The sequence below is a fragment of the Streptomyces sp. Ag109_O5-1 genome (genome assembly GCF_003814875.1).
Taxonomy (GTDB): Bacteria; Actinomycetota; Actinomycetes; order Streptomycetales; family Streptomycetaceae; genus Streptomyces; species Streptomyces sasae.
Genome location: NZ_RKQF01000001.1, coordinates 9,387,003 through 9,413,395, shown reverse-complemented (window position 1 = coordinate 9,413,395; position 26,393 = coordinate 9,387,003). Strand labels below are relative to the sequence as shown.

22 protein-coding genes are annotated in these 26,393 nt (G+C 71.1%); 5 read left to right on the top strand and 17 right to left on the bottom strand.

Going from position 1 to position 26,393, the window contains the following annotated elements:
- Window positions 1-36: 36 nt before the first annotated feature.
- From cobA to EDD90_RS42825, 8 genes are all read right to left on the bottom strand, one after another.
- The gene (gene cobA / locus EDD90_RS42860) at window positions 37-1,269 is read right to left on the bottom strand and encodes a uroporphyrinogen-III C-methyltransferase (RefSeq protein WP_123978465.1); all 1,233 of its coding nucleotides are present in this window, start codon (window positions 1,267-1,269) and stop codon (window positions 37-39) included.
- Window positions 1,270-1,499: 230 nt separating this feature from the next.
- Window positions 1,500-5,255: a nicotinate-nucleotide--dimethylbenzimidazole phosphoribosyltransferase gene (gene cobT, locus EDD90_RS42855; RefSeq protein WP_123978464.1), complete on the bottom strand. Its 3,756-nt coding sequence runs from the start codon at window positions 5,253-5,255 to the stop codon at window positions 1,500-1,502.
- Between the two features lie 395 nt (window positions 5,256-5,650).
- Window positions 5,651-6,883 carry a precorrin-6y C5,15-methyltransferase (decarboxylating) subunit CbiE gene (gene cbiE, locus EDD90_RS42850; RefSeq protein WP_123978463.1) on the bottom strand — a complete coding sequence of 411 codons (1,233 nt, stop codon included), beginning with the start codon at window positions 6,881-6,883 and terminating at the stop codon, window positions 5,651-5,653.
- Window positions 6,884-6,989: 106 nt separating this feature from the next.
- The gene (locus EDD90_RS42845) at window positions 6,990-7,628 is read right to left on the bottom strand and encodes a GNAT family N-acetyltransferase (RefSeq protein WP_185149425.1); all 639 of its coding nucleotides are present in this window, start codon (window positions 7,626-7,628) and stop codon (window positions 6,990-6,992) included.
- Window positions 7,629-7,796: 168 nt separating this feature from the next.
- Window positions 7,797-8,633 (bottom strand): MetQ/NlpA family ABC transporter substrate-binding protein, encoded by an 837-nt coding sequence (locus EDD90_RS42840; RefSeq protein ID WP_123978461.1) that lies wholly within the window; start codon window positions 8,631-8,633, stop codon window positions 7,797-7,799.
- Window positions 8,634-8,709: 76 nt separating this feature from the next.
- Window positions 8,710-9,438 carry a methionine ABC transporter permease gene (locus EDD90_RS42835; protein ID WP_123978460.1) on the bottom strand — a complete coding sequence of 243 codons (729 nt, stop codon included), beginning with the start codon at window positions 9,436-9,438 and terminating at the stop codon, window positions 8,710-8,712.
- Window positions 9,435-10,469, bottom strand: coding sequence for a methionine ABC transporter ATP-binding protein (locus EDD90_RS42830; RefSeq protein ID WP_185149424.1), 1,035 nt, complete (start codon window positions 10,467-10,469; stop codon window positions 9,435-9,437). The genes EDD90_RS42835 and EDD90_RS42830 overlap by 4 nt, the downstream gene beginning before the upstream one ends.
- A gap of 375 nt (window positions 10,470-10,844) precedes the next feature.
- Window positions 10,845-11,501: an HAD family hydrolase gene (locus tag EDD90_RS42825; protein WP_123978458.1), complete on the bottom strand. Its 657-nt coding sequence runs from the start codon at window positions 11,499-11,501 to the stop codon at window positions 10,845-10,847.
- A 69-nt stretch (window positions 11,502-11,570) separates the two neighbouring features.
- Here EDD90_RS42825 and EDD90_RS42820 point away from each other — a divergent pair, with 69 nt between their 5' ends.
- Window positions 11,571-11,930: a hypothetical protein gene (locus tag EDD90_RS42820; RefSeq protein ID WP_123978457.1), complete on the top strand. Its 360-nt coding sequence runs from the start codon at window positions 11,571-11,573 to the stop codon at window positions 11,928-11,930.
- Between the two features lies 1 nt (window position 11,931).
- Complete coding sequence (locus tag EDD90_RS42815) at window positions 11,932-12,351, top strand: hypothetical protein (protein WP_123978456.1); 420 nt, start codon at window positions 11,932-11,934, stop codon at window positions 12,349-12,351.
- Between the two features lie 114 nt (window positions 12,352-12,465).
- Here the strand turns inward: EDD90_RS42815 and EDD90_RS42810 are convergent, their stop codons facing one another.
- The 3 genes from EDD90_RS42810 to EDD90_RS42800 all read right to left on the bottom strand — a co-directional run bounded on the left by EDD90_RS42810 (window position 12,466) and on the right by EDD90_RS42800 (window position 14,773).
- A complete protein-coding gene (locus EDD90_RS42810) occupies window positions 12,466-12,963 on the bottom strand; it encodes a GNAT family N-acetyltransferase (RefSeq protein ID WP_123982243.1) in 498 nt (165 codons plus the stop codon).
- A 44-nt stretch (window positions 12,964-13,007) separates the two neighbouring features.
- Entirely contained in the window at window positions 13,008-13,514 is a 507-nt protein-coding gene (locus EDD90_RS42805) for an RNA polymerase sigma factor (protein ID WP_123978455.1), read from the bottom strand.
- A gap of 74 nt (window positions 13,515-13,588) precedes the next feature.
- Entirely contained in the window at window positions 13,589-14,773 is a 1,185-nt protein-coding gene (locus EDD90_RS42800; RefSeq protein ID WP_123978454.1) for a glycerophosphodiester phosphodiesterase, read from the bottom strand.
- A 322-nt stretch (window positions 14,774-15,095) separates the two neighbouring features.
- Here EDD90_RS42800 and EDD90_RS42795 point away from each other — a divergent pair, with 322 nt between their 5' ends.
- Window positions 15,096-15,767 carry a 1-acyl-sn-glycerol-3-phosphate acyltransferase gene (locus EDD90_RS42795; protein WP_123978453.1) on the top strand — a complete coding sequence of 224 codons (672 nt, stop codon included), beginning with the start codon at window positions 15,096-15,098 and terminating at the stop codon, window positions 15,765-15,767.
- 191 nt (window positions 15,768-15,958) lie between these two features.
- A complete protein-coding gene (locus EDD90_RS42790) occupies window positions 15,959-17,599 on the top strand; it encodes a multicopper oxidase family protein (protein ID WP_123978452.1) in 1,641 nt (546 codons plus the stop codon).
- A gap of 71 nt (window positions 17,600-17,670) precedes the next feature.
- On the opposite strand, the gene EDD90_RS42785 is transcribed toward EDD90_RS42790, so the two are convergent.
- The 3 genes from EDD90_RS42785 to EDD90_RS42775 all read right to left on the bottom strand — a co-directional run bounded on the left by EDD90_RS42785 (window position 17,671) and on the right by EDD90_RS42775 (window position 20,799).
- Window positions 17,671-19,194 (bottom strand): MFS transporter, encoded by a 1,524-nt coding sequence (locus EDD90_RS42785; protein ID WP_123978451.1) that lies wholly within the window; start codon window positions 19,192-19,194, stop codon window positions 17,671-17,673.
- Window positions 19,191-19,742 carry a TetR/AcrR family transcriptional regulator gene (locus tag EDD90_RS42780; RefSeq protein WP_221305148.1) on the bottom strand — a complete coding sequence of 184 codons (552 nt, stop codon included), beginning with the start codon at window positions 19,740-19,742 and terminating at the stop codon, window positions 19,191-19,193. The genes EDD90_RS42785 and EDD90_RS42780 overlap by 4 nt, the downstream gene beginning before the upstream one ends.
- Window positions 19,743-19,827: 85 nt before the next feature.
- Window positions 19,828-20,799, bottom strand: a complete 972-nt coding sequence (locus EDD90_RS42775; RefSeq protein ID WP_123978449.1) for an aldo/keto reductase — start codon at window positions 20,797-20,799, stop codon at window positions 19,828-19,830.
- Between the two features lie 177 nt (window positions 20,800-20,976).
- On the opposite strand from EDD90_RS42775, the gene EDD90_RS42770 reads away from it, so the two are divergent.
- The gene (locus tag EDD90_RS42770) at window positions 20,977-21,732 is read left to right on the top strand and encodes an HAD family hydrolase (RefSeq protein WP_260328480.1); all 756 of its coding nucleotides are present in this window, start codon (window positions 20,977-20,979) and stop codon (window positions 21,730-21,732) included.
- A 105-nt stretch (window positions 21,733-21,837) separates the two neighbouring features.
- On the opposite strand, the gene EDD90_RS42765 is transcribed toward EDD90_RS42770, so the two are convergent.
- The 3 genes from EDD90_RS42765 to EDD90_RS42755 form a co-directional block, all read right to left on the bottom strand.
- Window positions 21,838-23,274, bottom strand: a complete 1,437-nt coding sequence (locus EDD90_RS42765; protein WP_260328479.1) for a hypothetical protein — start codon at window positions 23,272-23,274, stop codon at window positions 21,838-21,840.
- A gap of 329 nt (window positions 23,275-23,603) precedes the next feature.
- Window positions 23,604-25,034: an argininosuccinate lyase gene (argH, locus tag EDD90_RS42760; RefSeq protein WP_123978448.1), complete on the bottom strand. Its 1,431-nt coding sequence runs from the start codon at window positions 25,032-25,034 to the stop codon at window positions 23,604-23,606.
- Window positions 25,035-25,112: 78 nt separating this feature from the next.
- Window positions 25,113-26,306, bottom strand: a complete 1,194-nt coding sequence (locus EDD90_RS42755; RefSeq protein ID WP_123978447.1) for an argininosuccinate synthase — start codon at window positions 26,304-26,306, stop codon at window positions 25,113-25,115.
- Window positions 26,307-26,393: the final 87 nt, after the last annotated feature.

The following is a 26,393-nucleotide window of genomic DNA, read 5'->3' as shown; positions in this document are numbered from 1 at the left end:
ACCCGGGGTTACGTCAGTGCCCGCGCGGGTGCCCTTTCAGGCCGCCGGGCGCGGGCCGACGTTCACCACCTCGCCGATCACGATGACCGCCGGGGGCTTCACTTCCTCGGCGCGGACCACCTCCGCCACGGTGGCGAGGGTCGCGTCGACCCGGCGCTGCGCGGCCGTCGTGCCTTCCTGGACGAGGGCGACGGGCGTGTCCGGGGACTTGCCGTGGGCGACGAGTGTCTCGGCGATCTTCCCGATCTTGTCGACGCCCATGAGGACGACGAGGGTCCCGGTGAGCTTCGCGAGGGACGGCCAGTCGGCCAGCGAGCGCTCGTCGTCCGGCGCGACATGGCCGCTGACCACCGTGAACTCGTGCGCGACGCCCCGATGTGTGACCGGGATACCGGCGGCGGACGGTACGGAGATCGAGCTGGAGATGCCGGGGACGACCGTGCACGGGATCCCGGCCTCGGCGAGCGCCTGGAGCTCCTCCATGCCCCGGCCGAAGACATAGGGGTCGCCGCCCTTCAGACGTACCACCGACTTGCCCTGCTTCGCGTGCTCGATCAGGGCGTTGTTGATGGCCTCCTGGGCCATGTAGCGGCCGTACGGGATCTTCGCCGCGTCGATCACCTCGACGTGCGGCGGGAGTTCGGCGAGGAGATCACGCGGGCCGAGGCGGTCGGCGATGACGACATCGGCCTCGGCGAGAAGGCGGCGGCCTCGCACCGTGATGAGGTCGGGGTCGCCGGGGCCGCCGCCGACCAGGGCTACGCCGGGGGTGCGGGTGCGGTGGTGCGGGGCGACGAGGGTGCCGTCGCGGAGGCCCTCGACGACCGCGTCCCGGATGGCGGCGGTGTGACGGGGGTCGCGGCCCCGCGCGTCGGTGGTGAGGACTGCCACCGTGACGCCTTCGCTGTGGCCGGTCGCCGGGGTCCAGGCGGTGGCCTGGTCGGCGTCGTCGGAGCGCACGCACCAGACACGGTGCCGGTCCGCCTCCGCGGATGCGGCGGTGTTGGCGGCGAGGTCGCCGGTGGCGATGAGGGCGTACCAGGCGTCGGCGAGATCGCCTTCGGCGTAGGGCCTGCGTTCCCAGGTGATCTCGCCGGCATCCGCCATCGCCTCGACGGAGGGGGTGGCTTCCGGCGATACGAGGGTGATGTCGGCGCCCGCTGCGATGAGAGCCGGGAGGCGGCGCTGGGCCACCTGGCCGCCGCCGAGGACGACCACCTTGCGGCCGGTGAGGCGGAGGCCTACGGGGTAGGCGGGGTGTTCGGCCATGAGGGGGCGGCTCCTCTTGAGGCGGCGGTGCGATAGCCCTGACGTGGGCATTTTAAGTGGGACGGGGTTTCGGCGGGTCAGGTGTCCGGTGGCTGGGCGTTTGCGGGCCGGGTGGGTGGTTGTGCCCACCCGTTCCGCCTGGGCGGCACCTCCCAGGCCCTCAAGGCACTGGGGGGAACGCCTGCCCACAACCACCAGCCCGCTACAGCGGACCCGGAACCGCACTCCCGCTACTTCTCCGTCACGCCCGCCGAGTCGAACGTCGCCACCTCGTGCATCGCCCGCGCCGTGCTCTGTACCAGCGGCAGTGCCAGCAGCGCGCCAGTGCCCTCGCCCAGGCGCAGGTCCAGGTCGACCAGCGGGCGCAGGCCCAGCTTGTTCAGGGCTGCCACGTGGCCGGGTTCCGCGCTGCGGTGGCCGGCGATGCAGGCGGCCAGGACCTCGGGGGCGATCGCGCGGGCCACCAGGGCGGCGGCGCCGGCGCTCACGCCGTCCAGGATCACCGGGGTGCGCAGGGACGCGCCGCCCAGCAACAGGCCGACGATCGCCGCGTGTTCGAAGCCGCCGACCGCGGCGAGGACGCCGATCGGGTCGGCCGGGTCCGGCTGGTGGAGTTCCAGTGCGCGCCGGACGACCTCGGTCTTGCGGGCGAGGGTCTCGTCGTTGATGCCGGTGCCCCGGCCGGTGACCTCGGAGGGGTCGGCGCCGGTGAAGACCGAGATCAGGGCTGCGGACGCGGTCGTGTTCGCGATGCCCATCTCGCCCGTCAGCAGCGCCTTGTTGCCGGCCGCCACCAGGTCGCGCGCGGTCTCGATGCCGACCTCGATGGCCTGCTTGGCCTCTTCCCGGGTCATCGCCGCACCGGTCGTCATGTCGGACGTGCCCGCGCGGACCTTGCGGGGCAACAGCCCCGGCGTGGCGGGCAGTTCGGAGGCGACACCGACGTCCACCACGCACACCTCGGCGCCCACCTGTCCGGCGAACGCGTTGCAGACCGCTCCCCCGCCGAGGAAGTTGGCCACCATCTGGGCCGTGACCTCCTGCGGCCAGGGGGTGACGCCCTGGGCGTGCACCCCGTGGTCACCGGCGAAGATCGCGACGGCCGCGGGCTCCGGGATCGGCGGCGGGCACTGCCGGGACAGACCGGACAGCTGGGCGGAGATGATCTCCAGCATGCCGAGCGCACCGGCCGGCTTGGTCATCCGCTTCTGCCGCTCCCAGGCCTCGCCCAGCGCCTTGGCGTCCAGCGGACGGATCCCGGCGACGGTCTCGGCGAGCAGGTCGTGCGGGTCCTCGCCGGGCAGCGCGCGGCGGCCGTACGTCTCCTCGTGGACGACCCACGACAGCGGACGGCGCTTGGACCAGCCGGCCTGCATCAGCTCGGGCTCGTCCGGGAACTCGTCGACGTAGCCCACGCACAGGTAGGCGATGACTTCGAGGTGCTCGGGCAGCCCCAGCGCGCGGACCATCTCGCGCTCGTCGAAGAAGCTGACCCAGCCGACGCCGAGGCCCTCGGCGCGGGCGGCGAGCCAGAGGTTCTCGACGGCGAGCGCGGCGGAGTACGGCGCCATCTGCGGCTGGGTGTGCCGGCCGAGGGTGTGGCGGCCGCCGCGGGTCGGGTCGGCGGTGACGACGATGTTGACCGGGGTGTCGAGGATGGCCTCGATCTTCAGTTCCTTGAACTGCTTCGCGCGGCCCTTGGGGAGGGACTTGGCGTAGGCGTCGCGCTGGCGCATCGCCAGTTCGTGCATCGAACGGCGGGTGTCGGCCGAGCGGATGACGACGAAGTCCCAGGGCTGGGAGTGGCCGACGGAGGGCGCGGTGTGGGCGGCCTCCAGGACGCGCAGCAGCACCTCGTGCGGGATGGGGTCGCTGCGGAAGCCGTTGCGGATGTCACGGCGTTCACGCATGACCTTGAGGACGGCCTCGCGCTCGGCGTCGTCATAGGCGGGCGCGGCCGGGCCGGTGGACTGACGTACTTCTGCCACGGGGGCCGTGCTCTCTTCCTGCTCGGCGGCCCTGGTCTCCAGGTCCTCCGCCTGCTGTACGACATCGGGGTGGGGCTCCGCCACCGACCCCGGCTCGGCCTCGCGCGGCGCGGGAACCGTCGCGGCCTGCTCCGGCGCCGGCTCGCCCTGGTCCTGCGCGGGGAGGACCAGCGGGTGCGGCGGGGTCGGGGCGAGGTGCGGGGTGGTCGGCACCTGGCCGTCGATGGCGACGAACTCACCCAGCGGCTGGTCCGGCGTCGGCTCCGAGGGGACGGCGGCGGCGAGGGGCTCCGGGGCCGCCGCCGGCTCGGGGACGGACGCGGTGCCCTGGGTCTGCGGGCCGGCGGGGGGTACCTCGACCAGCGGGGCGGACGGTGCTTCGGGAGCCTCGGGGGCGGGCTCGGCCTGCGGTACGGCAGCCGCCGCGGGGAACTCGGCCGGTGCCTCGGGGGCTACGGCGTCCGGGGCGAGCGGCACGGACTGCTCGGCCTCCGGGGCCGTGGCGGCGAGCGGCTCCGGCGACTGCGGGGCCTCGGGGAAGGGTGCGGGCTCTTCGGCGACCGTCGCCTCCGCTGCAGGTACCGGCGCGGGCGGCACCACGACCACCGGCTGACCGGGCTCGGTCACGACGGCCTCCGGTGCCGGAACGGACTCCTCCGGCACGACGGCCTCGACCTCGGCCTCGGTCTCCGGTGCCGGAACGGGTTCGGGCACCACGGCCTCCACGACCTGCTCGGCTACGACCGGCTCCCCGACCTGCGGCTCCGGCGCGACCGGCGGCACGGGCTGTGGCTCCGGCGCGACCGGCTGCGGCTCCGGCGCGACCGGCTGCTCCGGCTCGGCCACCGCAGCCTCGACGACGGTCTCCGCAACCACCGCTTCCGCAACCTGACCGGCTTCGGCGTCCGGCACAGCCTGGGCCGCGGCCACGACCACCACCGGCACATCCTCCGCCGGTACGACGACCTCGTCGTGAGCCACCCCGGCGTCGGTCACCTGCACGGCCTCCAGAGCCTGCGGGGCCTGTGGAACCTCCGCGACCGGCGCAGCCTCCGGAGTCACCACGGCCTCGACGACCTGCGGCGCCGCCGGCTCGGCCACGGGCACCGGAGCGTCCCCGGCGGCGGGCTGGGCCGCACCCACCGGGCCATAAACATGCTCGGGCTGCGCCCCGGCCACCGGCACCTGCTGCTCGACCGCGACACCTGCGACACCCACCACACCCACGGCGTCCGCTGTGCCCGGAGCACCTGCCTCCGTGGCGAGCCGGGCGACGGCCGCCTGTGCGGCGCCGGACGGCTCGGCAGTCCGGACCTGCTGGATCACCGCAGGCTCCGGAGCGGGAACGGCGGGGGCACCGGCGGCAACGGACGGGGCGGAAGCGACCGCCTCCAGTACTGGGGCAACCGTTTCGGCAGCCGGGGCCGGTGCGCTCACCTGTGCCACCGGCACGGCCTGCGGGGCGCCCTGGGGCGCACCCCAGGGCGCGGCGGGCTGCGGCACGGCCTCGCGCAGCGGCTGGGCGTCGAGGTACTCGGGGCCGGCCGCCGGCTGGCCCGGCTGCCGTACCGGCGCGCCCGCCGGGCCACGGTCGGCCAGGGAGCGGACCGGGCTGGTGGAGGCGTCGGGGATCGGCGGGCCGAGGTGCAGCGGCCGACGCGGGGCCGGGGCCACCGCCGGGTCGTGCGGCACCGAGAGGATCGGGGAGGCGGGCACCGAACTGGGCAGCCGGACTCCGGTGAGGTCGACGGACCCGCTGTCACGGCCCGCCATCTCGTGCGGGCCGGGCTCGTGGACGGTCTCGACGACCGGCTCCGGGGCCGGTGGCGGCACTTCGTTGCCCCAGGCGCCCTGGGCGCCGGGCAGCAGCAGCTCTTCGTCCTCGGCAGGCGACTCGGAGAGGTAGGTGTACGCGCCGTGCGCGGGAACGCCCGGCTGTTCCACCATGCCTGCGCTCTCCGGCAGTCCCTCGCCCGGGACCTGGCCGGTGTCCGTCATGCGTACCCCTCGCCCATCGGTTAGTGCCTTCTACGACCAGCTCACCCGGGGCGGCGCACCGACCGCCCCACAGTGAAGAACGAGCGTGCGTGCCCAGCGGCACGAACGACCCGCCGGAAAAGGCGACAAAGCCATTCAGTGGCATTGTCCCGGCCGTTCGACCGTCGCGACAGCGTGATCCGCGACAGCCCGCTGTGGACTGCGCCACGTTGCGCCTGTCCCCGGTTTCTGCCGTACCACACCCGCCCCAAAAGGGGCGCGTTTTCCGGACATTGACGAACGAATTTCCGGGCCACCGGTGCAGTGCAGCGATCGGCCAGCCTACCGCGCGAAGTATGACAACCGGATCACGGGGCACGCTCGGGCAGGCCCGCCCGTCGCCCGGCCGGCACCCCTCAACGAGGCGCTTCGCGCTGCGGCAATGTCCCGCTGAGCAGGAAGACCACGTTCCGCTCGGTCTCCGTCCAGGCCCTGGTGTCGAGTTCGACGGACTGGAGCAGGGCGCACTCGACCAGGTATCCGTGCTCGGTCAGGTCGCGGCCGACGAGCTCGGCGGCGTCCCGGGTGGCGGCGTGTGTCACGATGCGCTGCGGCCGGCGGTCGGCCACCGCGGTGACGACGGCCGCTCCCCCGCCGCCGACCCGGACGACATCCGGCTCGGGCAGGTTCTCCAGTACATGAGGCGCGCTGCCGTGCACGATCTGGACCTGGACCCCGAACCTGCGGGCGGCCGACTCGCTGCGGACACAGGCCGCGAGGTCCCGGTCGACGGCGATGACGGCAGCCCCGGCGCGTGCGGCCTCGGTGGCGAACGCGCCGCTGCCGCAGCCGATGTCCCAGACGAGGTCCCCCACCCGGGGCCCGAGGCGGGCGAGTTGGGCGGACCGGAGCAGGTCCCGCTCCCCTTCGCCGAGCACGGCTCCCTCGCCGTACTCCGCGTCGGGCTGCACCCAGCCGCGCGGTCCGGCCGCGGGGTCCCGGCCGGCGATCCAGCCGCCGCCCTCGCCGGCCGCCACCGGTCCGGCGGGTCCGCCGATAACGATGACGACGTTGGGGTCGCGCCAGGTGTGGTCGGGGGCCTTGTCGGAGGTGACGACGGAGACCTGCTCGCGATCGGTGCCGAGTTCCTCGCAGATGACGAAGGTGCGGTGGACGCCCTCCATGAGCAGCCCGAGTTCGGCGGGACCGGCGCCGGGTGAGGTGAGGACGGCGACCTTGGTGTGGGCCCGGCATACATTCACCGCGCGTCGCAGGGTGCGCCGGTGTGCGACGACCACCTGTGCGTCGTCCCAGGGCATTCCGGCGCGGGCGAAGGCGGCGGCGACGGAGGAGACGGCGGGGACGACCTCGACCTCCAGGCCGAACTCGGGCGCGCGCAGGGTCCGTACGACACCGAAGAAGCCGGGATCGCCGTCGGCGAGCACCACGGCGGTGCCGCGGTGGCCGGTGATCCGGCGGGCGGCGAGGGAGACGCTGCCGAGGCGGATGCGTTCGGCCCGCGGCGGCACTTCGGGCAGTGCCAGGTGGTGGGCCGCGCCGGCCACCAGTGTGGCGGCGCCCAGGGCGGAGCGTGCCGCGGCTGTCAGCGGCGAGCCGTCCCAGCCGATCACTGTGACGCGGTCGGCCATAGTCGTCGGTCTCCAGAGGGTTTACGCAGGTCGGGCTCCGTGAGGCTACCTGGTGGAAGGTTCCGTCGTCGTGGCGGCGGTCGTTCCCCCGGCAGGCCCCGAGATGTCAGTTCCAGTCGTTGAAGGACGTGAAACCACCGGTGTCGGCCAGTTGTTCGCTGACCCCGGCGAGGTCCTCCGGCAGCAGGCTCCAGACGATGACGTCGGTGCGCACGTCGGCCCACCCGCCGTTCTCCGTCCGGGCGCGGGCTATCCAGGCGTTGCGGAGCACGCCCTCGCTGATACAGCCGATCTTCTGGGCCACCTGCTGGGAGGCGGTGTTGTCGGCGGCGGTGCGCAGTTCCAGCCGCTCGAACTTCTGGTCGTGGAACAGCCACTGTGCGATGGCGAGGGCCGCCTCGGTGGCGTAGCCCTCGCCTCGGGCCCAGGGGGCGATGACGTACGCGATCTCGCTGGCCCGGACGCGCCAGTCGGTGTTCTGCAGATGCACCATGCCGACGAGACGCTGGGTGAGGAACTCGGTGACGGCGAAGACGATGCCACGGCCCTCGGCGCGCTCGGCGGGCGCCATCTCGGTGATCCAGGCGCGGGCGTCGTTCTCGGTGTACGGCTGCGGCACCGACGTCCAGGCCCCGACCTGCTCGTCGTTCATCATCTCGGTCAGGGCGGGCACGTCGTCCTCGTCGAGGGGACGCAGCACCAACCGCTCCGTGCTGATGGAGATGTTGGGGAAGGTGCTAGTCATGCGCCGCTCCGTAACCTTCGGAAATCCTTCCGGGCCCAGACCTCGAGGACCCGCGAACTGCCCAGCATGCAGCATGAAACCACTCAACCGCACGACGGGGCCCACCCGCGGTGAGCGAGTGGACCCCGTGCGTGGCGATACGCCGTATACGTGCCGCCCTGGGTGCCGTCAGAAGGACGGGATGACCGAGCCCTGGTACTTGTCCTCGATGAACTTCTTCACCTCGGGCGAGGTGAGGAGCTTCGCGAGCTTCTTGACCCGCGGGTCCTTCTCGTTGCCCTTCTTCACCGCGAGGAAGTTGCCGTAGGGGCTGTTCTTCGCGGACTCCAGGACGAGGGCGTCCTTGGCGGGCTTGATGCCGGCCGAGATGGCGTAGTTGCCGTTGATCACCGCGGCGTCCACGTCGTCCAGGGAGCGCGCGGTCTGGGCCGCCTCGACCTCCTTGAACTGGAGGTTCTTCGGGTTCTTGGCGATGTCCTGCGGGGTCGCCTCGCTGCCGGCGCCGTCCTTGAGGGTGATGAGTCCGTTGGCGGCGAGCAGCTTGAGGGCGCGCGCCTCGTTCACGGAGTCGTTCGGGACAGCGATGGTCGCACCGCTCTTCAGCGTGTCGGCGCTCTTGACCTTGTGGGAGTAGAGGCCGAGCGGCTCCAGGTGCACCGTGACGACGGGCACGATGTGGGTGCCGCGCTTCTTGTTGAAGTCGTCGAGGTACGGCTTGTTCTGGAAGTAGTTGGCGTCCACCGAGCCGTCCTCGGTCGCCGTGTTGGGCGTGATGTAGTCGGTGAACTCCTTGACCTCGAGGTCGAGTCCGGCCTTCTTCGCCAGGTTCTTCTTCACGAAGTCGAGGATCTCGGCGTGCGGGGTCGGGCTCGCGGCGACGACCAGCGGTCCGCTGTAGTCGGAGGAGCCGGAGGCGGAGTCCTTGTCCGAGCCGCAGGCGGTGAGCCCGAAGGTGAGGGCTCCGGCGGCGAGGACGGCGGTGGTGAGCTTGGCGGTGTTACGCACGAAAAGTGCCTTTCCTTAAGGGTGGAGCGACCCCGCGAAGGGTGGTGCGGGGAAACCTGTGGGGTGCCGGGGAGGCTCAGACGGTCTCGCCGGTGGTGGCCGTCGAGGCCTTCAGCAGACGCAGCCTCGGTGCCGGTCCGGACCGGCCGCCGCGGCGGTGCAGGGAGCGGGCCGCGTAGTCGCCGGCGAACTGGATGACCGAGATGACGACGGCGAGGATCGCGACGGTGATCCACATCAGCTCGGTCTCGAAGCGCTGGTAGCCGTAGCGGATGGCGATGTCGCCGAGGCCGCCGGCACCGACCGTGCCGGCCATCGCGGAGTAGCCGATGAGCGCGACGATCGTGGTCGTGGTGGAGGCGATGAGCGAGGGCAGCGACTCGGGTACGAGGACCTTGCGTACGACGGTCCAGGTGTTGCCGCCCATCGACTGGACGGCCTCGACCAGCCCGCCGTCCACTTCGCGGACGGCCGTCTCGACCAGGCGCGCGAAGAACGGGATGGCGCCGATGGCGAGGGGCACGATGGCGGCCTCGCGGCCGATGGTCGTCCCGGTGATCCAGCGGGTGAAGTTCATCAGCGCGACCATCAGGATGATGAACGGCATCGAGCGGGCGACGTTCACGATCTGCCCGATGACCTTGTTGGCCAGCACGTTCTGGAGCAGTCCGCCCCGGTCGGTGAGGACGAGGAGGATTCCGAGCGGGAGTCCGCCGACGACCGCGATCACCGTGGACCAGCCGACCATGTAGAGCGTGTCCCAACACGCCTGGGACAGCAGCGGCTGCATCTCGGACCAGCTCACTTGGCACCTTCCTTCGCCAGCACGGGCTCCTGGCCCAGCACGTCGATCTGCAGGCCCTGTTCGCGCAGGAAGCCGATGGGCACCACGTTGTCCTCGTAGCGGCCGGGCAGTTCGATGCGCATCCGGCCGATCTGGAGGCCGCCGACGGTGTCGATGGCGGCGCCGAGGATCGATATGTCGATGTTGTAAGTGCGGGAGAGCTGGGAGATGACCGGCTGGGTGGCGGCCTCGCCGTGGAAGGTGACGTCGAGGACCGTGCGGTCGTCGCCGGAGGCCTCACCGCCGACCGGGAAGAGCGCGGCGGCCAGCTCGGAGCCCGGCGTCGCGAGCAGCTCGCTGACGGTTCCGGACTCGACGATGCGGCCCTGCTCCATCAGCGCGGCGGAGTCGCAGATCGTCTTCACGACGTCCATCTCGTGCGTGATGAGCAGGACGGTGAGGCCCAGCTGGCGGTTCAGGTCGCGCAGCAGCTGGAGGATGGAGCGGGTGGTCTCCGGGTCGAGGGCGCTGGTGGCCTCGTCGGAGAGCAGCACCTTGGGGTCGCCGGCGAGGGCGCGGGCGATGCCGACACGCTGCTTCTGGCCGCCGGAGAGCTGGGCCGGGTACGCCTTCGCCTTGTCGGCGAGCCCGACGAGGTCGAGCAGTTCGAGCGCCTTGCGGGAACGCTCCTTGCCGGAGGTGCCGAGGATTTCGAGCGGCAGCTCGACGTTGTCCTGGACGGTCCGGGTGGACAGCAGGTTGAAGTGCTGGAAGACCATGCCGATCCGGCTGCGCGCCTGCCGCAGCTCCTTGCCGGCCCGGGATCCGCGCCCGGCGAGGGCGGTGAGGTCCCGTCCGTCGACCGTCACGGTGCCGGCGGTGGGGCGCTCCAGCAGGTTGACGCAGCGGATGAGCGAGGACTTGCCGGCGCCGGACTGGCCGATGACGCCGTACACCTCGCCTTCCCGGACGTGCAGATCGACGCCGTCGAGCGCGGTGACCTCGCGGCCGCGCGAGCGGTAGACCTTGGTGAGGCCCGTGGTGGTGATCACGTGGGTTTCCGTCACTGTCGAGTGCGCGGGCGTGAGTGTGCCCGGGCGCACGGATGCGTTCGTTCAGGGACGCGGCACGGTTCTCGCGGTGGCGCTGGAACCGGGGAGAACATGTGCGCGGGGGCGGCTCGTGTCACATACACGCGTCGTGGCGTCGTACGGACATGCCACCTGTCTCGCTTCGGGGCGCGAGCTCTGGGGTGGTGCGGGGGCCCTCTAGAAGGCGCACATTCGACACATACAACGAGCACCGGGCGTCATGGTCGCCTCGGTCGCAGGGGTGCGGTCGCTCGTCGTGGTCATGCGATCAGTAAACCAGACCTACGGTCCTGACAGACCGCCGCTGTCCGCATCCTGGACAGCGGCGGACACCTTTCAGCCGCGGGGCGATATCTCGACGCCGCGGTCGGTGACCAGCGCGGACAAGGCCGAGAGGTCCTTCACCACGAGGTCCGCGTCCAGCTCGTGCGCCTGGTGGGTTGTGGCCAACGCCACGGTGGTCATGCCGGCCGCGCGGCCCGCCTGGAGTCCGGCGGGGGCGTCCTCGAAGACCACGCAGTGCGCCGGGTCGACGCCCAGCTGCCGGGCGGCGAGGAGGTAGGGCTCGGGGTCCGGCTTGCCGCGGGTGATGTCGTCGGCGCAGACCAGCGTCTTCGGCCGGATCCCGACCGCTTCCAGGCGGGCCTCGGCCAGGCGGCGGGTGGCGGAGGTGACGACGGCCCAGCGGTCGGCGGGGAGGGAGTCGAGGAAGGCCGCGGTGCCGGGGAGCAGTTGGACGCCGTCGTTGGGGACGTCGTCCACTTCCAGTTGTTCGACGCGGGCGACGGCCTCGGCGACGCGGGCCGCGGGGAGCAGGTCGGCGACGATGTCCGCGGCGGGCCGCCCGTGCAGTTCGACTCGGGTGAACTCCTCGGTGACGCCGTACTCCACCGCCCAGCGGGCCCAGCAGCGGTCCACGGAGTCGAGGGAGGAGACCAGGGTGCCGTCGTTGTCGAAGAGCAGGGCTTGTGCGTGGATCGTCTGGAACGTCATGGTCTAGACCCTACGGTGTACGGCAGGGGCGGCGGCATCGGGCCGTTTCGGCCGTAATAAGGTCACCGCATGCTCAATGCCCTGCTGCTGGTGACGGGAGTCGCCGCGCTGTTGCTCGCCGCGTGGTGCGGGTGGGCCGCGTACCGGGACCAGCCGACGAAGGACTGGCACTTCATCGGGATGGCCGTGGTGTCGGTGCTGGCGTTGGTCCAGCTGGTCGCCGGGATCGTGCTGCTGGCGCGGGGCGAGAAGCCGGATCAGGGGACGACGATCTTCGTCGCCTATCTGCTGGGCGCGTTCGCGTGCGTCCCGGCCGCGGGGTTCATGTCGCTCGCCGAGCGGACGCGGTGGGGATCGGTGACGGTCGCCGCGGGCGGTGTGGTGCTGGCCGTGCTGGAGGTGCGGCTCTATGACATCTGGGGAGGCTGAGATGACGGCCGTGGAAGAGAAGCCGAAGCGGCTCACCAGCGGGCCCGGAACGCTGCTCGTCTGGTTCTACGGCGTGATGGTCGTCGGGGCGGTGTCGCGATCTGCTTACCAGATCGCGACGGAGTTCGACCGGGCGCCGCTCGCGTACTCGCTGTCCGCGGTCGCGGGGGTGGTGTACGGGTTCATCACGTACACGTTGGTGAGGGGCGGCGAGACGGCACGCAAGGTGGCGCAGGTGTGCTGCGCCGCCGAGCTTGCGGGGGTGTTGATCGTGGGTACGTGGACCCTTGTCGAGCCTTCTGCGTTCCCGGACGCCACCGTGTGGTCGGACTACGGGATGGGGTACGTGTTCATCCCTGTGCTGCTGCCGCTTTCCGCCTTGTACTGGTTGCGGAAGGGCGCGAAAGGGGCCGCGGCCTGAGGAACGTGCGACTGGCGGTGCGTTGTGGCTGGTCGCGCAGTTCCTCCCCCAGCCTTCGGCCGGGGGTACCCCCAGCGCCCCTGAAGGGGCGCTTCAGTTCGGGGCGCCGAACAGTCAGGCCGTTGTTGCGTATGTGCTGGCCGGCTTTTCCAGGACGATCATCGGTACGCCGTCCGCGCCCTTCGACGTGCCTACCGTCTCGTAGCCGACGCGGCGGTACAGCCTCAGGTTGCCCTCGCTGCGGTGGCCGGTGAAGAGGCGGAACTTCTTGGCGCCCCGTTCCTCCTCCAACGCCCCCTCGGCCGCGCGCAGCAGGCGTGCGCCGATGCCGTGGCCCTGGAGGCGGGGGTGGACGCAGAGTTTGCCGATGGCGGCGGCGCCGTCCTCGGTGACCGAGCCGCGGACCGAGCCGACGACCTCCTCGCCGAGGCGGGCCACGAAGACGCAGTCGGAGACGACCTCCTGGCGGACCGAGTCGAGGCTCTGCATGAGCGGGTCGATGCGGTAGTTGCCGTACAGCGCCGCCTCGCGCTGGAAGCACAGGTACTGGAGCCTGAAGATCTGCTCTGCATCCTGCTCGGTCGCCACCGAGATGGTCACGCTCATGCCCATGTGCGCACGCCTCCCGCTCACCTGATCGCCTGTAGTTCTCACTCCTATCCCCGCACTTCGCGGGCCGCAACCTCCGGCGTCAACAATCGGCGAAGACATCCCAGACATCTGGAACGTTCCGGTCCCAGACTGCCCTGTGAGATACCCAACTCCCGCGCGATCTCCCGGTAGGTCAGGTCGTTCGTGGAGAGCAGGGCCCGGAGGAGACGGGGGCAGCGGCCGGGGAGGCGGGCGACCGTGTCGCGCAGGGCGCGCCGGTGGGCGGTGGCCAGGGCGACTTGTTCGGGGGTGGGGGTGGTGTGATCCGCGGGGTCGGTGTCGTACGGGCGTTCACGGCGGGCCCTGCGGCGGGCACGGCGGGACTCGGCGCGGACGGCCCGGCGCAGCCAGTCCGCGGGGGCGCGTGGTGGGCCATGGGTCTCCAAGCGCTCCAGGAGGCGGAGCCAGACCGTCTGTTCCAGGTCGCCGGGGTCGCCTCCGGAGGCGTGCGCCTCGGCCGAGGCCTCGGCGGCGAGCAGCGGGCCCAGGGCGGTGACCAGGTCGTGCGTCATATGCGGAACGACGCGGCCGCCCCGGGTCAGGTTGCCGGGGCGGCCGGGAGACACCCCGAACGGGGTGCGGGGGCTCAGCCGTTGACGAAGTCGGCGCGGGCCAGGACGGCGGTGTCGGCGTTGTCCGAGAAGACACCGTCGATGCCGGTGGCGAAGTACGTCTTGAAGACGCTGAAGGGGTCGCCGTAGGCGTCCACGCCGGTGCCCTTGCGGAAGGCCGGCGGCAGGAAGGGGTTCTCGTTGCGCATGGTGTAGGGGTGCAGGATCAGCCCCACCTTGTGCGCGTCCGCGACCAGCGTGCTCGGCGTGGTGAAGTTGCCGTTCGCGTCCTTCGGGATGATCAGGTCCAGGGTCGGGCCGATGCCCTGCGCGTAGCCGGCTATCTCCCGGAGGCCCTTGGGCGTGATCAGGTCGGCGACGGTGCGCGGGTCACCGGTCGCGACGAAGTCGTAGGGCTGGGTCGTCAGGCCGGAGAGCAGGACCACCAGCGGGTTGTCGACCAGCGTGTTCAGGCGCTGGATGCTGCTCGGCTCGAAGGACTGCAGGATGACCGGCGAGTTCCGCTTGTCCTTGCCGTACTTTCGCAGCAGCTTGGCGACCCGCTCCTCCAGACCGAGGCCGAGCCGGCGGAAGTAGGTGGGGTGCTTGGTCTCGGGGTAAATCCAGACCTGCTTGCCGCGCTTGCGGGTCTGCTCGTCCTGCCACTTGAGGACTTCCTCGAAGGTGGGGATCTCCCAGCGGCCGTTGTAGAGCGTGTTGTGCGGACGGTTGGCCGGGATGCGCTCGATCGCACGCAGCGTCTTCAGCTCGGCGAGCGTGAAGTCCTCGGTGAACCAGCCGGTGGTGGGGACGCCGTCCAGCGTCTTGGTGGTCTTGCGGTCGGCGAACTCGGGGTGGTCGGCGACGTTCGTGGTGCCGCCGATCTCCGGCTCGTGGCGGCAGACCAGATGGCCGTCCTTGGTGGGGACCAGGTCGCCGGCCTCGACGATGTCGGCGCCCAGGTCGAGGGCCAGGTTGTAGGAGCCGAAGGTGTGCTCCGGACGGTAGCCGCTGGCGCCCCGGTGGCCGATGATCGCCGGCTTCGGCAGGCTCTTCAGGCCGCCGTTGCCGTAGCCGGCCTGCTTCGCCTCGGCCGCTCTGGCGGCGCCGGGCAGTCCGAGGACCGCGCCGCCGGCGCCGAGGACCGCGGCGCCCAGCAGCGCGCGCCGTCCGGTCGTGCCGTTCGCGTGCGTCCGCTCGTTCGAGTCGTTGGTGTCCATGAGCGCCTCTCCTGACCTTCGCCCTTCGATGCCGGCTGATGGTAGGGGTCCGGATGTGACCGATGGGAGACCGCCGACCCAACGGCCGGATGACGTCGTATGGCTGATGGACGGCGAATGATGACGGTCCGTCGGCGACTTCCGTCACACTCGTTGCAAGCTCGTCACGACCCGTCTCCGGGACGCCACCGCAGGTAAACCAGCGTCAACAGTACGTAAGACCTCGGTGAACCGGCCGTACCCGATGTGCGTTTCCCGCCGAGCCGCGAGTAATGTCCTCACCTGCACAGACTCATATCGCCCCTCGACATCGGAGGACCCGTTGTCCCGCTTCGCGCTCATCAAGGCAGTGCTCGGACCGATCATGCGCCTGATGTTCCGCCCCCAGGTGGAGGGCGTGGAGCACATCCCGGGGGACGGCCCGGTCATCCTCGCGGGCAACCACCTGACCTTCATCGACTCGATGATCCTGCCGCTGGTCAGCAAGCGTCAGGTGTTCTTCATCGGCAAGGACGAGTACGTCACCGGCAAGGGCTTCAAGGGCCGGCTCATGGCCTGGTTCTTCACCGGCGTCGGCATGATCCCGGTGGACCGGGACGGCGCGAGCGGCGGTGTCGCCGCGCTGATGACCGGCAAGCGGGTCCTGGACGAGGGCCGGATCTTCGGGATCTACCCGGAGGGCACCCGCTCCCCCGACGGCCGGCTGTACCGGGGCCGTACCGGTATCGCCCGGCTGACGCTGATGACCGGCGCGCCGGTGGTGCCGTTCGCGATGATCGGCACGGACAAGCTGCAGCCGGGCGGCGCGGGCATCCCTCGGCCCGGCCGGGTCACCGTCCGGTTCGGCGAGGCGATGGAGTTCTCGCGGTACGAGGGGATGGACCGGGACCGCTATGTGCTGCGGGCCGTGACGGACTCGGTGATGGCCGAGGTCATGCGGCTGTCCGGGCAGGAGTACGTGGACATGTACGCCACGAAGGCGAAGGCCGCCTGACGGCGGGGGCCGTCCGGCACTCTTTCGGCGCAAGGGCACGGACCGTTGGTCCGTGCCCTTCTGTCTGCCATCCGCCTGATATCCGTCCGGCATCCGCCTGCCGTCCGCCTGGTGGTGGAATCTGGCCCGACACTTCGGTTATTCCTTCGCATTTACCGGGCATATGAGCACACAGCATGTCTTATTCAGACATGCAGAAACCTTCTCGGCGTACCCTGCTCCGTGCTCCGTTCGCTGCCGTAGGCGCGGGGCTCCTGGCGTCATGTTCCGACTCCGGCCCCGACCCCCGCTCCGGACCGCAGCACACGGCCGGCACCGGAGCGTTCGTCCCACAGGGTCCCAAGGGGTACGTCAACCCGTCGGACCCAGAGGTGCTCGCGGCCGAGCGGAAGCGCGGGTCGGGGCCTGTCCGCATGGTCAAGTTGACGGCCGCCGAGAGCACGCTGGACCTGGGCGGGCGTTCCGTCCGCAGCTGGGCGTACAACGAGTCGCTCCCGGGCCCGCTGGTGCGTGTCACCGCCGGTGACGTCCTCAGCCTGACCCTCAGCAACCAGCTGCCCGAGAAGACCACGATGCACGCCCACGGGGTGCGCCTGCGCAACGACATGGACGGCGCTCCGGACCTGACGCAGCCCTCCATCGAGCCCAAGACCGACTTCATCTACCGCTTCGTGGCCGCCCACCCCGGCACGTACCTGTTCCACTCGCACGTCGGCATGCAGCCCGACCGTGCCCTGTACGCGCCGTTCATCGTCGACGATCCGCGCGAGCCCCTCGCCTACGACAAGGAGTGGATCGTCGTCCTGGACGACTGGGTCGACGGCATCGGCGGCTCCACGCCCGACCAGGTGCTCGCCCAGCTCAAGCCGGGCGCCCACATGGGGATGGGCATGGGCCCCGGCCGCGACAGTCCGAGCCCGCACGGATCGGCGCACGCGTCCCCGTCGCCGTCCAAGGCCAAGTCCAAGTCCGGGTCCAAGTCGGCGACGGGTCCCGACCGGATGCTGCGCAACTCCCACAGCAGCATGCTCCACGGCGAGGGCGGCAACGTCGCCTACCCGCACTACCTGGCCAACGGGCGCGTGCGCACCGACCCCTCCGTCTTCCAATGCCGCCCCGGCGACCGGGTCCGGATCCGGATCATCAACGCGGGCTCCGAGACGGCCTTCCGGGTCGCGCTCGGCGGCCACGCCATGACCATCACCCACACCGACGGCTACCCCGTGCAGCACACGAAGACCGACGCGCTCCTCATCGGCATGGCCGAGCGGTACGACGTCCTCGTCACCGCCAAGGACGGCGTCTTCCCCTTCGTCGCGCTCGCCGAGGGCAAGCCGGGCAAGGCGCTTGCGGTCCTCCGCACCGACAAGGGGAGGAACCTTCCCTCACCGGACGTCCGCCCTGCCGAACTGGACCGCGAGTGCGTGCCGGCGCGGCGGCTGTTGCCGGCCGAGTCCGTCGCCATGGACGACCGGGTGCCCGACCGTGACCTGCTCATCAGGATCACGGGCTCGATGCAGAGGTACGACTGGGGCTTCGACCACAAGGTGTACGACGTGCGGCAGCGGCATGCCGTGCGCGCCGGTGAGCGGGTGCGGCTGACGCTCGTCAACGCGACGGACATGTGGCATCCGATGCATCTGCACGGGCACACGTTCGCGGTCACCGGGATCAGCTCGGCGGGGGCGCGCAAGGACACGACGATCGTGCTGCCGCACCGCAAGCTGGTCCTCGACTTCGACGCCGACAACCCGGGGTTGTGGATGCTGCACTGTCACAACCAGTACCACTCGGAGAGCGGGATGATGACGGTGCTCGGTTACCAGAAGTGAGATTCGGGGTGGACCGGTCGGATTTCGAGTGCTGGTGCGTGGGGGGCTGGTCGCGCAGTTCCCCGCGCCCCTTACGGGGCGCTTTCCAGCCGTTGATTTCTCAGTAGGAACCAGGCCGCCACCGCCGTTGCCAGGAGGACCGCGGCGCCTGCGCCCGATGCCAGGTGCAGGCCGTGGGTGAAGGAGTCGCGGGCCGCTGTCAGCATCTCCGCCGCCGGCTGTGCGGGCATGGTCTTCGCTGCCTCCACCGCCGCCCCGAGGGACTCGTGGGCGGCGGCCGGGGTGCCCGTCGGAGCCGCGAAGTCGCGGTAGACGCCCATCACGATCGAGCCCAGCAGGGCGATGCCCAGCGCCGCGCCCAGTTCGTAGGCCGTCTCGGAGACCGCCGAGGCGGCGCCCGCCTGGTCCTTGGGGACGCTGGAGAGGATGACGTCCGCCGTCACCGTGAAGGAGAGGCCCGCGCCGATGCCGACCACCAGCAGGGCCGCACCGAGGATGGGGTAGCCGGTGGACTGCGAGATCATGGTCAGTGCCGCGAGGGCGACGCCCACTGCCGCCAGTCCGCCGGAGACCACCGCGCGTACCGAGTAGCGGCGGGCCGCCCGGCCGGCCACCAGACCCGCCGCCACCGCGCCGACGGCGGCGGGGAGTTCGGCCAGGCCCGCCTCGAACGGGCGCCTGCCCTGGACCAGTTGCAGGAACTGGGAGAGGAAGAACACCAGGCCCGACATGCCGAGCACGGTCAGCAGGTCGGCCAGGACCGCGCCGCCGAAGCCACGCCTGCGGAACAGACGCATGTCCAACAGCGGCTTGGGCATGGTGAGTTGGCGGCGGAAGAAGCCGTAGAGGGCGGCCGTGCCGAGGAGCGCCGCGGCCGCGGTCGCTCCGGTGAGGCCATGGGTCGCGGCCTCCTTCACCGCGTACACGACCGAGACCATGCCGACCAGCGAGAGCACGACGCTGACCAGGTCCCAGGGGCCGGGGTCGGGGTTGCGGGACTCGGGGAGCGTCCGGATGCCGACGAGGACCAGGACCGCCATCACCGGCAGGTTGATGAGGAAGACCGAGCCCCACCACAAGTGTTCGAGCAGGAAGCCGCCCGCGATCGGGCCGACGGCGGTGCCGGCGGAGGCGGTGGCGCCCCAGATGCCGACGGCGAGGCTGCGCTCGCGCGGGTCGTGGAAGAGGTTGCGGATCAGGGCGAGGGTGGCGGGCATCAGAGTCGCGCCCGCGACGCCGAGCAGGGCGCGGGCGGCGATCATCATGCCCGGGGTCGTCGCATAGGCGTTCAGGACGGATATCGCGCCGAACGCCGTGGCGCCGCCGAGCAGGATCCGCTTGCGGCCGATGCGGTCACCGAGGCTGCCCATCGAGACCAGCAGACCGGCGATGACGAACGAGTAGACGTCGCCGATCCAGAGCAGCTGGGTGCCGGTGGGCCTGAGGTCTTCGCTGATGTAGGGGGTCGCGAGGCCGAGGACCGTCGCGTCGACGGCCACCAGCAGCACGGCGAGCACGAGGACGCAGAGCGCGAGCCAACGGCCCGGGCGCTTCTCCGTCTCCGTCGCAACCGCCGGCTGCAGGGCGCTGGTCATGATTCCTCTCTTCGTCGTGCGCCGCCGAGCAACAGCTCGACGATCATGTGGGTGAAGTCCTTGGGGGCGACGCGGCCTTCGGAGACCGCCCAGGCGGCGGAGGCCAGCAGGCCGTACAGCGCCTCGGTGAGCCAGGCGGGCGTGAGATCGATACGGAACTCGCCGCTTCGCTGGCCGCGCCTGAACAGGCCCGCGATGCGGTCGTCGATACGGGCCCAGCCCTGGTTCTGCCCCTCGCCCTCGAACAGCTGGTTCTCGGTGTAGAGGAACGCGAGCAGCCCGGCGGCCGGTTCGATCTCCCGGACCAGGCGGTGTACTGCGTCGGCCGCCGGGCCCTCGTCCAGGCGGGCCGCGTCCAGGGCCGCCTCGCACTCCTCGATGCCGAGCGCCTCCAGCGCGCGGACCAGCGCGTCCCGTCCCGCGAAGTGCCGGTGCAGGGTCGCCCGGCTGATTCCGGCGGCCTTGGCGACCTCGTCCATGGTCGCGGTGGACTTGCGGGTCAGCAGGGCGGCCGCACTGCGCAGGACGTGGTCACGATCGAGGGCCATGAGACAAGAGTAGCCCATGTGAGACATCTTTGTCTCACCATGGGCATGCGTGACTCACACGGGGCTGGTCACGACCGGCTGCGCGTCAGTGCCAGGGCAGGCTGCCGCGGCGCTCCCAGTAGGCGTGCGGGTCCTCGACCAGAGCGGCGAGCCGGCTCAGCTGTTCCTCGTCGAGGTCGACCACGGCCGCGTGCAGGTTGGAGGCGAGCTGGTTGAGCGTCGCCGCGCCGGAGAGCACGACCCCGGCCCAGGGCCGCCGCAGCACGACGGCGAGGGCCACGGCGTCGCAGCCGAGGCCGGTCTCCTCGGCGACGGCCCTGAGGACGTCGGGCGCGTGCGGGGCGGCCAGCCGGCCGTTGGCCATGCCCTCCTTCACGATCACCGTCAGTCCTGCGTCGTGCGCCTCGTCGAGCGCGGGGCCCGCCGAGGTCTCCAGGGCGTTGTACGTCGACTGGACGGTACGGAAGAGGGGCTCGCCGTCGACCGTGACGGCGAGGGCGGCGCGGATCGCGTCGGCCTGGGCCGGGCCGCTGGTGGAGAAGCCGACGGTGAGGCCGGCGGACGCCGCTTCGGCGAGGCGGGCGTGGAGTTCCTTGTCGGTGAGGGCGGGGCTGTCCGGGGTCACCGAGTGGATCTGGTAGAGGTCGAGACGGTCGCCGAGGAGTTCGGCGGTCTCGGCGCGCTGCCGATCGTACGTCCGGACGCTGTGGTCCTTGACCTCGTGCTTCTCGGCGTCCGTGGTCCAGTCCGCGGTGTAGGTGTAGCCCCATTTGCTGCCGATGACCACGTCGGTGACGTCGGGTCGGGACTTCAGCCAGTCGGCGAGGAATTCCTCGGAGCGGCCGTAGGAACGCGCGACGTCGAAGTAGCGGACGCCTTGGGCGTAGGCGGCGTCCAGGAGGTCGTGGGTCCTGGTGCGAAGCGCCTCGACGCTGCGGTTCTCCCCGAGGTCCTCCTCGCGGCCGAGGTTGATGTAGCCGGGGCGGCCGACGGCGGCGAGGCCGAGCCCGAGGTGCGCGGTGGGCGTGGTCACGGTGGCCAGGCGGCTGAACGGCATGGGGGCTCCGGCACGATCGGCGTAGGGGGTCTCGGATCTGGAGAGAGATCTCGCACCAATCTACCCAGCCCCGCGCGGTTCAGCCCGCGCCGGGAGCTGTCGTCGTACGTCACGCCCACGGCGTTTTCACTCCGCCGGTCCCGACTCGAAAGCGTTCACCGTGGGGAGGCACTCCTCATGTCTGTGATCTTCTTCGACATCGGGGAGACCCTCGCGCATCCCCACGTGGGCCCTGACGGCTCGCTGGAACTCCAGCCCCTGCCGCGTGTCATCGCCGTGCTCGACGCCCTCCGCGAGGTGCGCAAGGGCATCATTTCCAACCCCGGGTCGGACGACGGTGCCGTGGCGCGGGCGGCGGGCGCGCTGGCGCAGGCGTTCCCCGGCCGTTTCACGGACGAGGCCCTTGTGCACTGGGGTGCGAAGGACAGTCGCGGGATCTTCGACCGGGCGGTCGCGAGCACGGGGGGAACGACGGCCGACGGCTGTGTCTTCGTGGGCGAGAACGCCCAGGAGCGCGCGTTCGCACGCGAGGCGGGGCTGCGTACCGCGCCCCACCCGGTGTTCACCGTGGCGGCGATGGAGAACCGTCCCGTGTTCCGGGCGAGGATCGAGTTGCCGGACGGCCAGGGCCAGGCGGCGTTGACCGCGGCCATGGACGGGGCCGAGGCCGTTCCCGTGCGGGTCGTCTCCCAGCGGCTCGTGGTCGTCATGGCGACCGAACGGGGCACCGAAGTGCTCGAGCACGCCGGTTTCGCGGTGGCCGTGGAGGGAGGGGTGGAGGTCCAGGCGGAGGCCGAGAAGTTCGTCAGCGATCTGCTGGCGCGCGGCGAGGCGGTCTTCGAGGGTGAGGAGCCGACGCCCAGGACGACGCACGTGGTCAAGCGCGAGGACGACGGACGGCTCACCGTCCGCCGTCTGCGCTTTTCCCGGTGAGCGCTCACAGCCGGCCCTCGGACCGAACGCTCAGACCGAGCACTCTGGCCGGCTCCTCCTCAAGACCACTGGGACCGACTCCTCATGAGCACTCGGACCGGCTCCTCAGTCGAAGCAGCGCCGGATCAGGGCCAGGCCCTCGCCGGTCGCGCTCCGCGTGATCTCGTGCGTCTTGAGCCGGGACGGGTTGTCGTCGGCGAACGACGCGGCGGAGCGGTGCTCCGCGGGCACCTGGACCCGGCCACGACGGAAGAGGTCCTCGAGGAACGACGTCGCCACGCGCTCGGGGTCGGAGGGCCGCACCGTACCGCCGGCGGGGTCGGAGCCCGCGATGCCGAAGCGTCGCTCCTGCGCCGGGGCGAAGAGGGTGAGCGGCTGGGTGATGCCGTACATCGCCCCCTGGATCGTGATGGGCATCAGGCTCTCCTCATCACCACCGCCCGGCGTCGCCTCGGCGATTGCGGCGTTCCGGCGTGCCACCTCCGGCTCGGTGATGGAGGCGGCGGCCTCCAGGGAGAGGATGCCGTGCCGGATGAACGCCGAGCGCAGGGACTGGCCGTACATGCCGCCGTTGCGGCGCTGGTCCGCGGCGATCATATGCCCCGCGACCTGCGCGTAGTAGGCGGACACCACGGGTGCGGCCACGACCGCGTCCACCAGCAGCTGTCCCGCGATCTCGGCCGCCCTGCCCAGACCGGCATGGTCCTGCAGGTCCTGCTGCCGGAAGATCCCCGCGACGATCTTCAGGAAGGCGCCGCTGAACACCCGGGAGAACGAGTGCGGCTCACTGGAGAGCATGCTCGCGGGCTCGTTCGGGTGCAGCAGCACCGGGTCGCGGTAGAAGAAGTTGTTCGCCATGTTGCGCAGACAGTCCGGGTCCACCGCGTTCGGCGCACCCTGACGGATCGCCCAGCCCAGCTGCTCGGCCATCCTGGACACCCGCGAGGACAGTTCGAGGTTGCCGTGCGTCTCGGCCAGGACCGCGATCCGCAGCGATTCCAGGTGGAGCGAGCCCAGCAGGGCGCTGATGTCACCGAACGCCTCGTGCAGGGCGGCAGTCTCCGCGCTCGCCATGTTGAACAGCTGGGGGCGCAGGGCGTCGAGGACCGCGTGCCCCGTCTCGTGCAGGACGACCTCGTTGCTCTCGCACGCGGCGACGTTGACGCCCGCCACCGTGCTGCGGAAGAACCACACGCCTTTACGGTCGTAGAAGGCGTTCAGGTCGTCGCCCGCGTTGAGGTGCGCCGTGAGGGCGCGGCCGACCTTCGGATGCCACTTCGTTCCGGCCGGAACCAGCGGACCCCAGGTCTGGCCGGCCCGGCTGAGCGAGTCGGCCGCCACCCAGTAGCGGAATGGCTCGGTGCCGGGCCCGGCGCCGTTCGGCTGCGGCGCGGTCTCCGCGATGGCCGTCGGGAAGGGCTGGGCGTCCAGTTGGGGGACGGGATGCGGTACGGGCATGTTGATGTGCAGAGGGTCTCCGCCGGGGTCGTCCTCGAACACCAGGACCGTCGGCATGGTCGCTTGCTGTGGCTGCACCGTCATGGCGGCTCCATGTGGGGGTGGGGTGGGGGTGGTGGAGTGCACCGAAGAGACGCTTTTGATCGAAAGTGTCTCCTGGTTCAGTACGAGGCCCCGGTAGCCCGGTGTCAATTCGAACAGGAGCGGTCGGCAGCCCTTCCGACCGGCGGTGATGACGGCTGAGCAGGCCGTCCCCGCTGGCCCGCGCCCGGTACGAGCGGGCCGCCGAACGCGGCGGGTTCGGCGGCCAGTCGGGGGACGGGGGCAGCCAGAAGGGCCCGGACATGTTGTTGTCCGGGCCCTTCTGGCTGCGCTGGGTCAGGCCTGACTCAGGCCCTGAGTCGGCCTGGAGGTCAGGCCGTCCTGGCGGTCGCCCAGGTGTGCTGTGCCGCCACGTCCGCCTTGACCTCCGACAGCTGAACCGCCACCGCGCTGGGTGCCGTGCCGCCCCTGCCGTTGCGGGACGCGAGCGCGCCCGGGACGTTCAGGACCGTCCGGACCTCGGGGGTCAGGTGGGCGCTGATCTTCGCGAACTGGTCGTCGGTCAGTTCGTCGAGTTCCTTGTTCTCGGCCTCCGCCGCCTTCACGCACTCGCCGGCCACCTCGTGGGCGACCCGGAACGGGACGCCCTGCTTGACCAGCCACTCGGCGATGTCGGTGGCGAGGGAGAAGCCGGCCGGGGCCAGTTCCTCCATGCGCTCGCGGTTGACGGTGAGGGTGGCCATCATGCCGGTGAACGCGGGGAGCAGGACCTCCAGCTGGTCGCAGGAGTCGAAGACCGGCTCCTTGTCCTCCTGGAGGTCGCGGTTGTAGGCGAGGGGCAGTGCCTTGAGGGTGGCCAGGAGGCCGGTGAGGTTGCCGATCAGGCGGCCGGACTTGCCGCGCGCCAGCTCCGCGATGTCCGGGTTCTTCTTCTGGGGCATGATCGACGAGCCCGTGGAGAACGCGTCGTGCAGGGTCACGAAGGAGAACTCCTTCGTGTTCCAGATGATGATCTCCTCGGCGATCCGGGAGAGGTTCACGCCGATCATCGCGGTGATGAAGGCGAACTCCGCCACGAAGTCACGGGAGGCCGTGCCGTCGATGGAGTTGCCGACGCTGCCGTGCTCGAAGCCGAGGTCCGCCGCCACCGCCTCCGGGTCCAGGCCCAGGGAGGAGCCGGCGAGGGCACCGGAGCCGTACGGGGAGACCGCCGTGCGGTCGTCCCACTGGCGCAGCCGTTCCGCGTCCCGGGACAGGGACTGGACGTGGGCCAGGACATGGTGGGCGAAGAGGACCGGCTGGGCGTGCTGGAGGTGGGTGCGGCCGGGCATCGCCACGTCCGGGTGGGCCTCCGCGAGGCCGATCAGGGCGTCCTGGAGGTCGGCGATCAGGCCGCCGATCACGCGGGCGTGGTCCCGGAGGTACATCCGGAAGAGGGTGGCGACCTGGTCGTTGCGGGAGCGGCCGGCGCGCAGCTTGCCGCCGAGGTCGGGGCCGAGCCGCTCCAGGAGACCGCGCTCCAGGGCGGTGTGGACGTCCTCGTCGGCGATCGTGCCCACGAAGGAGCCGTCGGCGACAGCGGCTTCGAGCTGGTCGAGGCCGGCGATCATGCGCTGGAGTTCGTCCGTGGTGAGCAGGCCCGCCTTGTGCAGCACGCGCGCGTGGGCACGCGAACCGGCGATGTCGTAGGGCGCGAGCCGCCAGTCGAAGTGGACGGACGCGGAGAGTTTCGCCAGGGCCTCGGCGGGACCGTCGGCGAAACGGCCGCCCCAGAGCCGTACGTCACCGCTGTTGCTGCTCACTGCGTTGCTCCTAGAAGAGATACGGATGTGGCACCGCCTCCCCGGCCATGAACGGGGAGGCGGTCGTCACGCTACTGCTCAGGGCAGGTCGCGTTTGGCCGCGATCTTCGACGACAGGCTGTAGATGTCGATGAAGCCCTTCGCCGCGGCCTGGTCGAAGGTGTCGCCGGTGTCGTACGTGGCGAGGTTGAAGTCGTAGAGGGAGGACGCGGAGCGGCGCCCGGTGACGACCGCGCGGCCGCCGTGCAGGGTCATCCGGATGTCGCCGGTGACATGCTGGTTCGCCTCGTTGACGAAGCCGTCCAGGGCGCGCTTGAGCGGGGAGAACCACTGGCCGTCGTAGACGAGTTCGCCCCAGCGCTGCTCCACCTGGCGCTTGTAGCGGGCGAGTTCGCGCTCGACGGTGACGTTCTCCAGCTCCTGGTGGGTCGTGATGAGGGCGATCGCGCCCGGGGCCTCGTACACCTCGCGGGACTTGATGCCGACCAGGCGGTCCTCGACCATGTCGATCCGGCCGACGCCCTGGGCGCCGGCGCGTTCGTTGAGCTCCTGGATCGCCTGGAGGACGGTGACGGGCCTGCCGTCGATCGCGACCGGGGCGCCCGCCTCGAAGGTGATGATCACCTCGTCGGCCTCGCGCGGGGTGGCCGGGTTCTGCGTGTACTCGTAGATGTCCTCGATCGGGCCGTTCCAGATGTCTTCGAGGAAGCCGGTCTCGACGGCGCGGCCGAAGACGTTCTGGTCGATGGAGTACGGGGACTTCTTGGTGGTCGCGATCGGGAGGTTCTTCGCCTCGCAGAAGGCGATGGCCTTGTCGCGGGTCATCGCGTAGTCGCGGACCGGGGCGATACAGGTGAGGTCGGGGGCGAGGGCGACGATGCCGGCCTCGAAGCGGACCTGGTCGTTGCCCTTGCCGGTGCAGCCGTGGGCGACCGTGGCGGCGCCGTGCTTGCGGGCGGCGGCGACCAGGTGCTTGACGATCGCCGGCCGGGAGAGCGCCGAGACCAGCGGGTAGCGGTCCATGTAGAGGGCGTTGGCCCTGATCGCCGGGAGGCAGTACTCCTCGGCGAACTCGTCCCTGGCGTCGGCGACCTCGGCCTCGACCGCGCCGCAGGCGAGGGCACGCTTGCGGATGACGTCCAGGTCCTCGCCGCCCTGTCCGACGTCCACCGCGACGGCGATGACCTCGGCGCCCGTCTCCTCGGCGATCCAGCCGATGGCGACGGAGGTGTCCAGTCCGCCCGAGTAGGCGAGTACGACGCGCTCGGTCATGGGTCCTCCTCACGTACATCCGCTTGCTATGCATGAGTATGCAGAGCTCTGCATGATTCGTCAATCCGCCCCGGCCGTGGAACGAAT

Coding starts and splice junctions, on each gene's coding strand:
- EDD90_RS42820 (WP_123978457.1), top strand. CDS start 11,571: ATGCTCAATGCCCTGCTGCTGGTGACGGGAGTCGCCGCGCTGTTGCTC.
- cobA (WP_123978465.1), bottom strand. CDS start 1,269: ATGGCCGAACACCCCGCCTACCCCGTAGGCCTCCGCCTCACCGGCCGC.
- EDD90_RS42825 (WP_123978458.1), bottom strand. CDS start 11,501: ATGACGTTCCAGACGATCCACGCACAAGCCCTGCTCTTCGACAACGAC.
- cbiE (WP_123978463.1), bottom strand. CDS start 6,883: ATGGCCGACCGCGTCACAGTGATCGGCTGGGACGGCTCGCCGCTGACA.
- EDD90_RS42755 (WP_123978447.1), bottom strand. CDS start 26,306: ATGACCGAGCGCGTCGTACTCGCCTACTCGGGCGGACTGGACACCTCC.
- EDD90_RS42785 (WP_123978451.1), bottom strand. CDS start 19,194: ATGACCAGCGCCCTGCAGCCGGCGGTTGCGACGGAGACGGAGAAGCGC.
- EDD90_RS42805 (WP_123978455.1), bottom strand. CDS start 13,514: ATGACGCACGACCTGGTCACCGCCCTGGGCCCGCTGCTCGCCGCCGAG.
- EDD90_RS42800 (WP_123978454.1), bottom strand. CDS start 14,773: ATGGACACCAACGACTCGAACGAGCGGACGCACGCGAACGGCACGACC.
- EDD90_RS42815 (WP_123978456.1), top strand. CDS start 11,932: ATGACGGCCGTGGAAGAGAAGCCGAAGCGGCTCACCAGCGGGCCCGGA.
- EDD90_RS42765 (WP_260328479.1), bottom strand. CDS start 23,274: ATGACGGTGCAGCCACAGCAAGCGACCATGCCGACGGTCCTGGTGTTC.
- EDD90_RS42770 (WP_260328480.1), top strand. CDS start 20,977: ATGTCTGTGATCTTCTTCGACATCGGGGAGACCCTCGCGCATCCCCAC.
- EDD90_RS42845 (WP_185149425.1), bottom strand. CDS start 7,628: ATGACTAGCACCTTCCCCAACATCTCCATCAGCACGGAGCGGTTGGTG.
- EDD90_RS42775 (WP_123978449.1), bottom strand. CDS start 20,799: ATGCCGTTCAGCCGCCTGGCCACCGTGACCACGCCCACCGCGCACCTC.
- cobT (WP_123978464.1), bottom strand. CDS start 5,255: ATGACGGACACCGGCCAGGTCCCGGGCGAGGGACTGCCGGAGAGCGCA.
- EDD90_RS42790 (WP_123978452.1), top strand. CDS start 15,959: ATGCAGAAACCTTCTCGGCGTACCCTGCTCCGTGCTCCGTTCGCTGCC.
- EDD90_RS42810 (WP_123982243.1), bottom strand. CDS start 12,963: ATGGGCATGAGCGTGACCATCTCGGTGGCGACCGAGCAGGATGCAGAG.
- EDD90_RS42780 (WP_221305148.1), bottom strand. CDS start 19,742: ATGGCCCTCGATCGTGACCACGTCCTGCGCAGTGCGGCCGCCCTGCTG.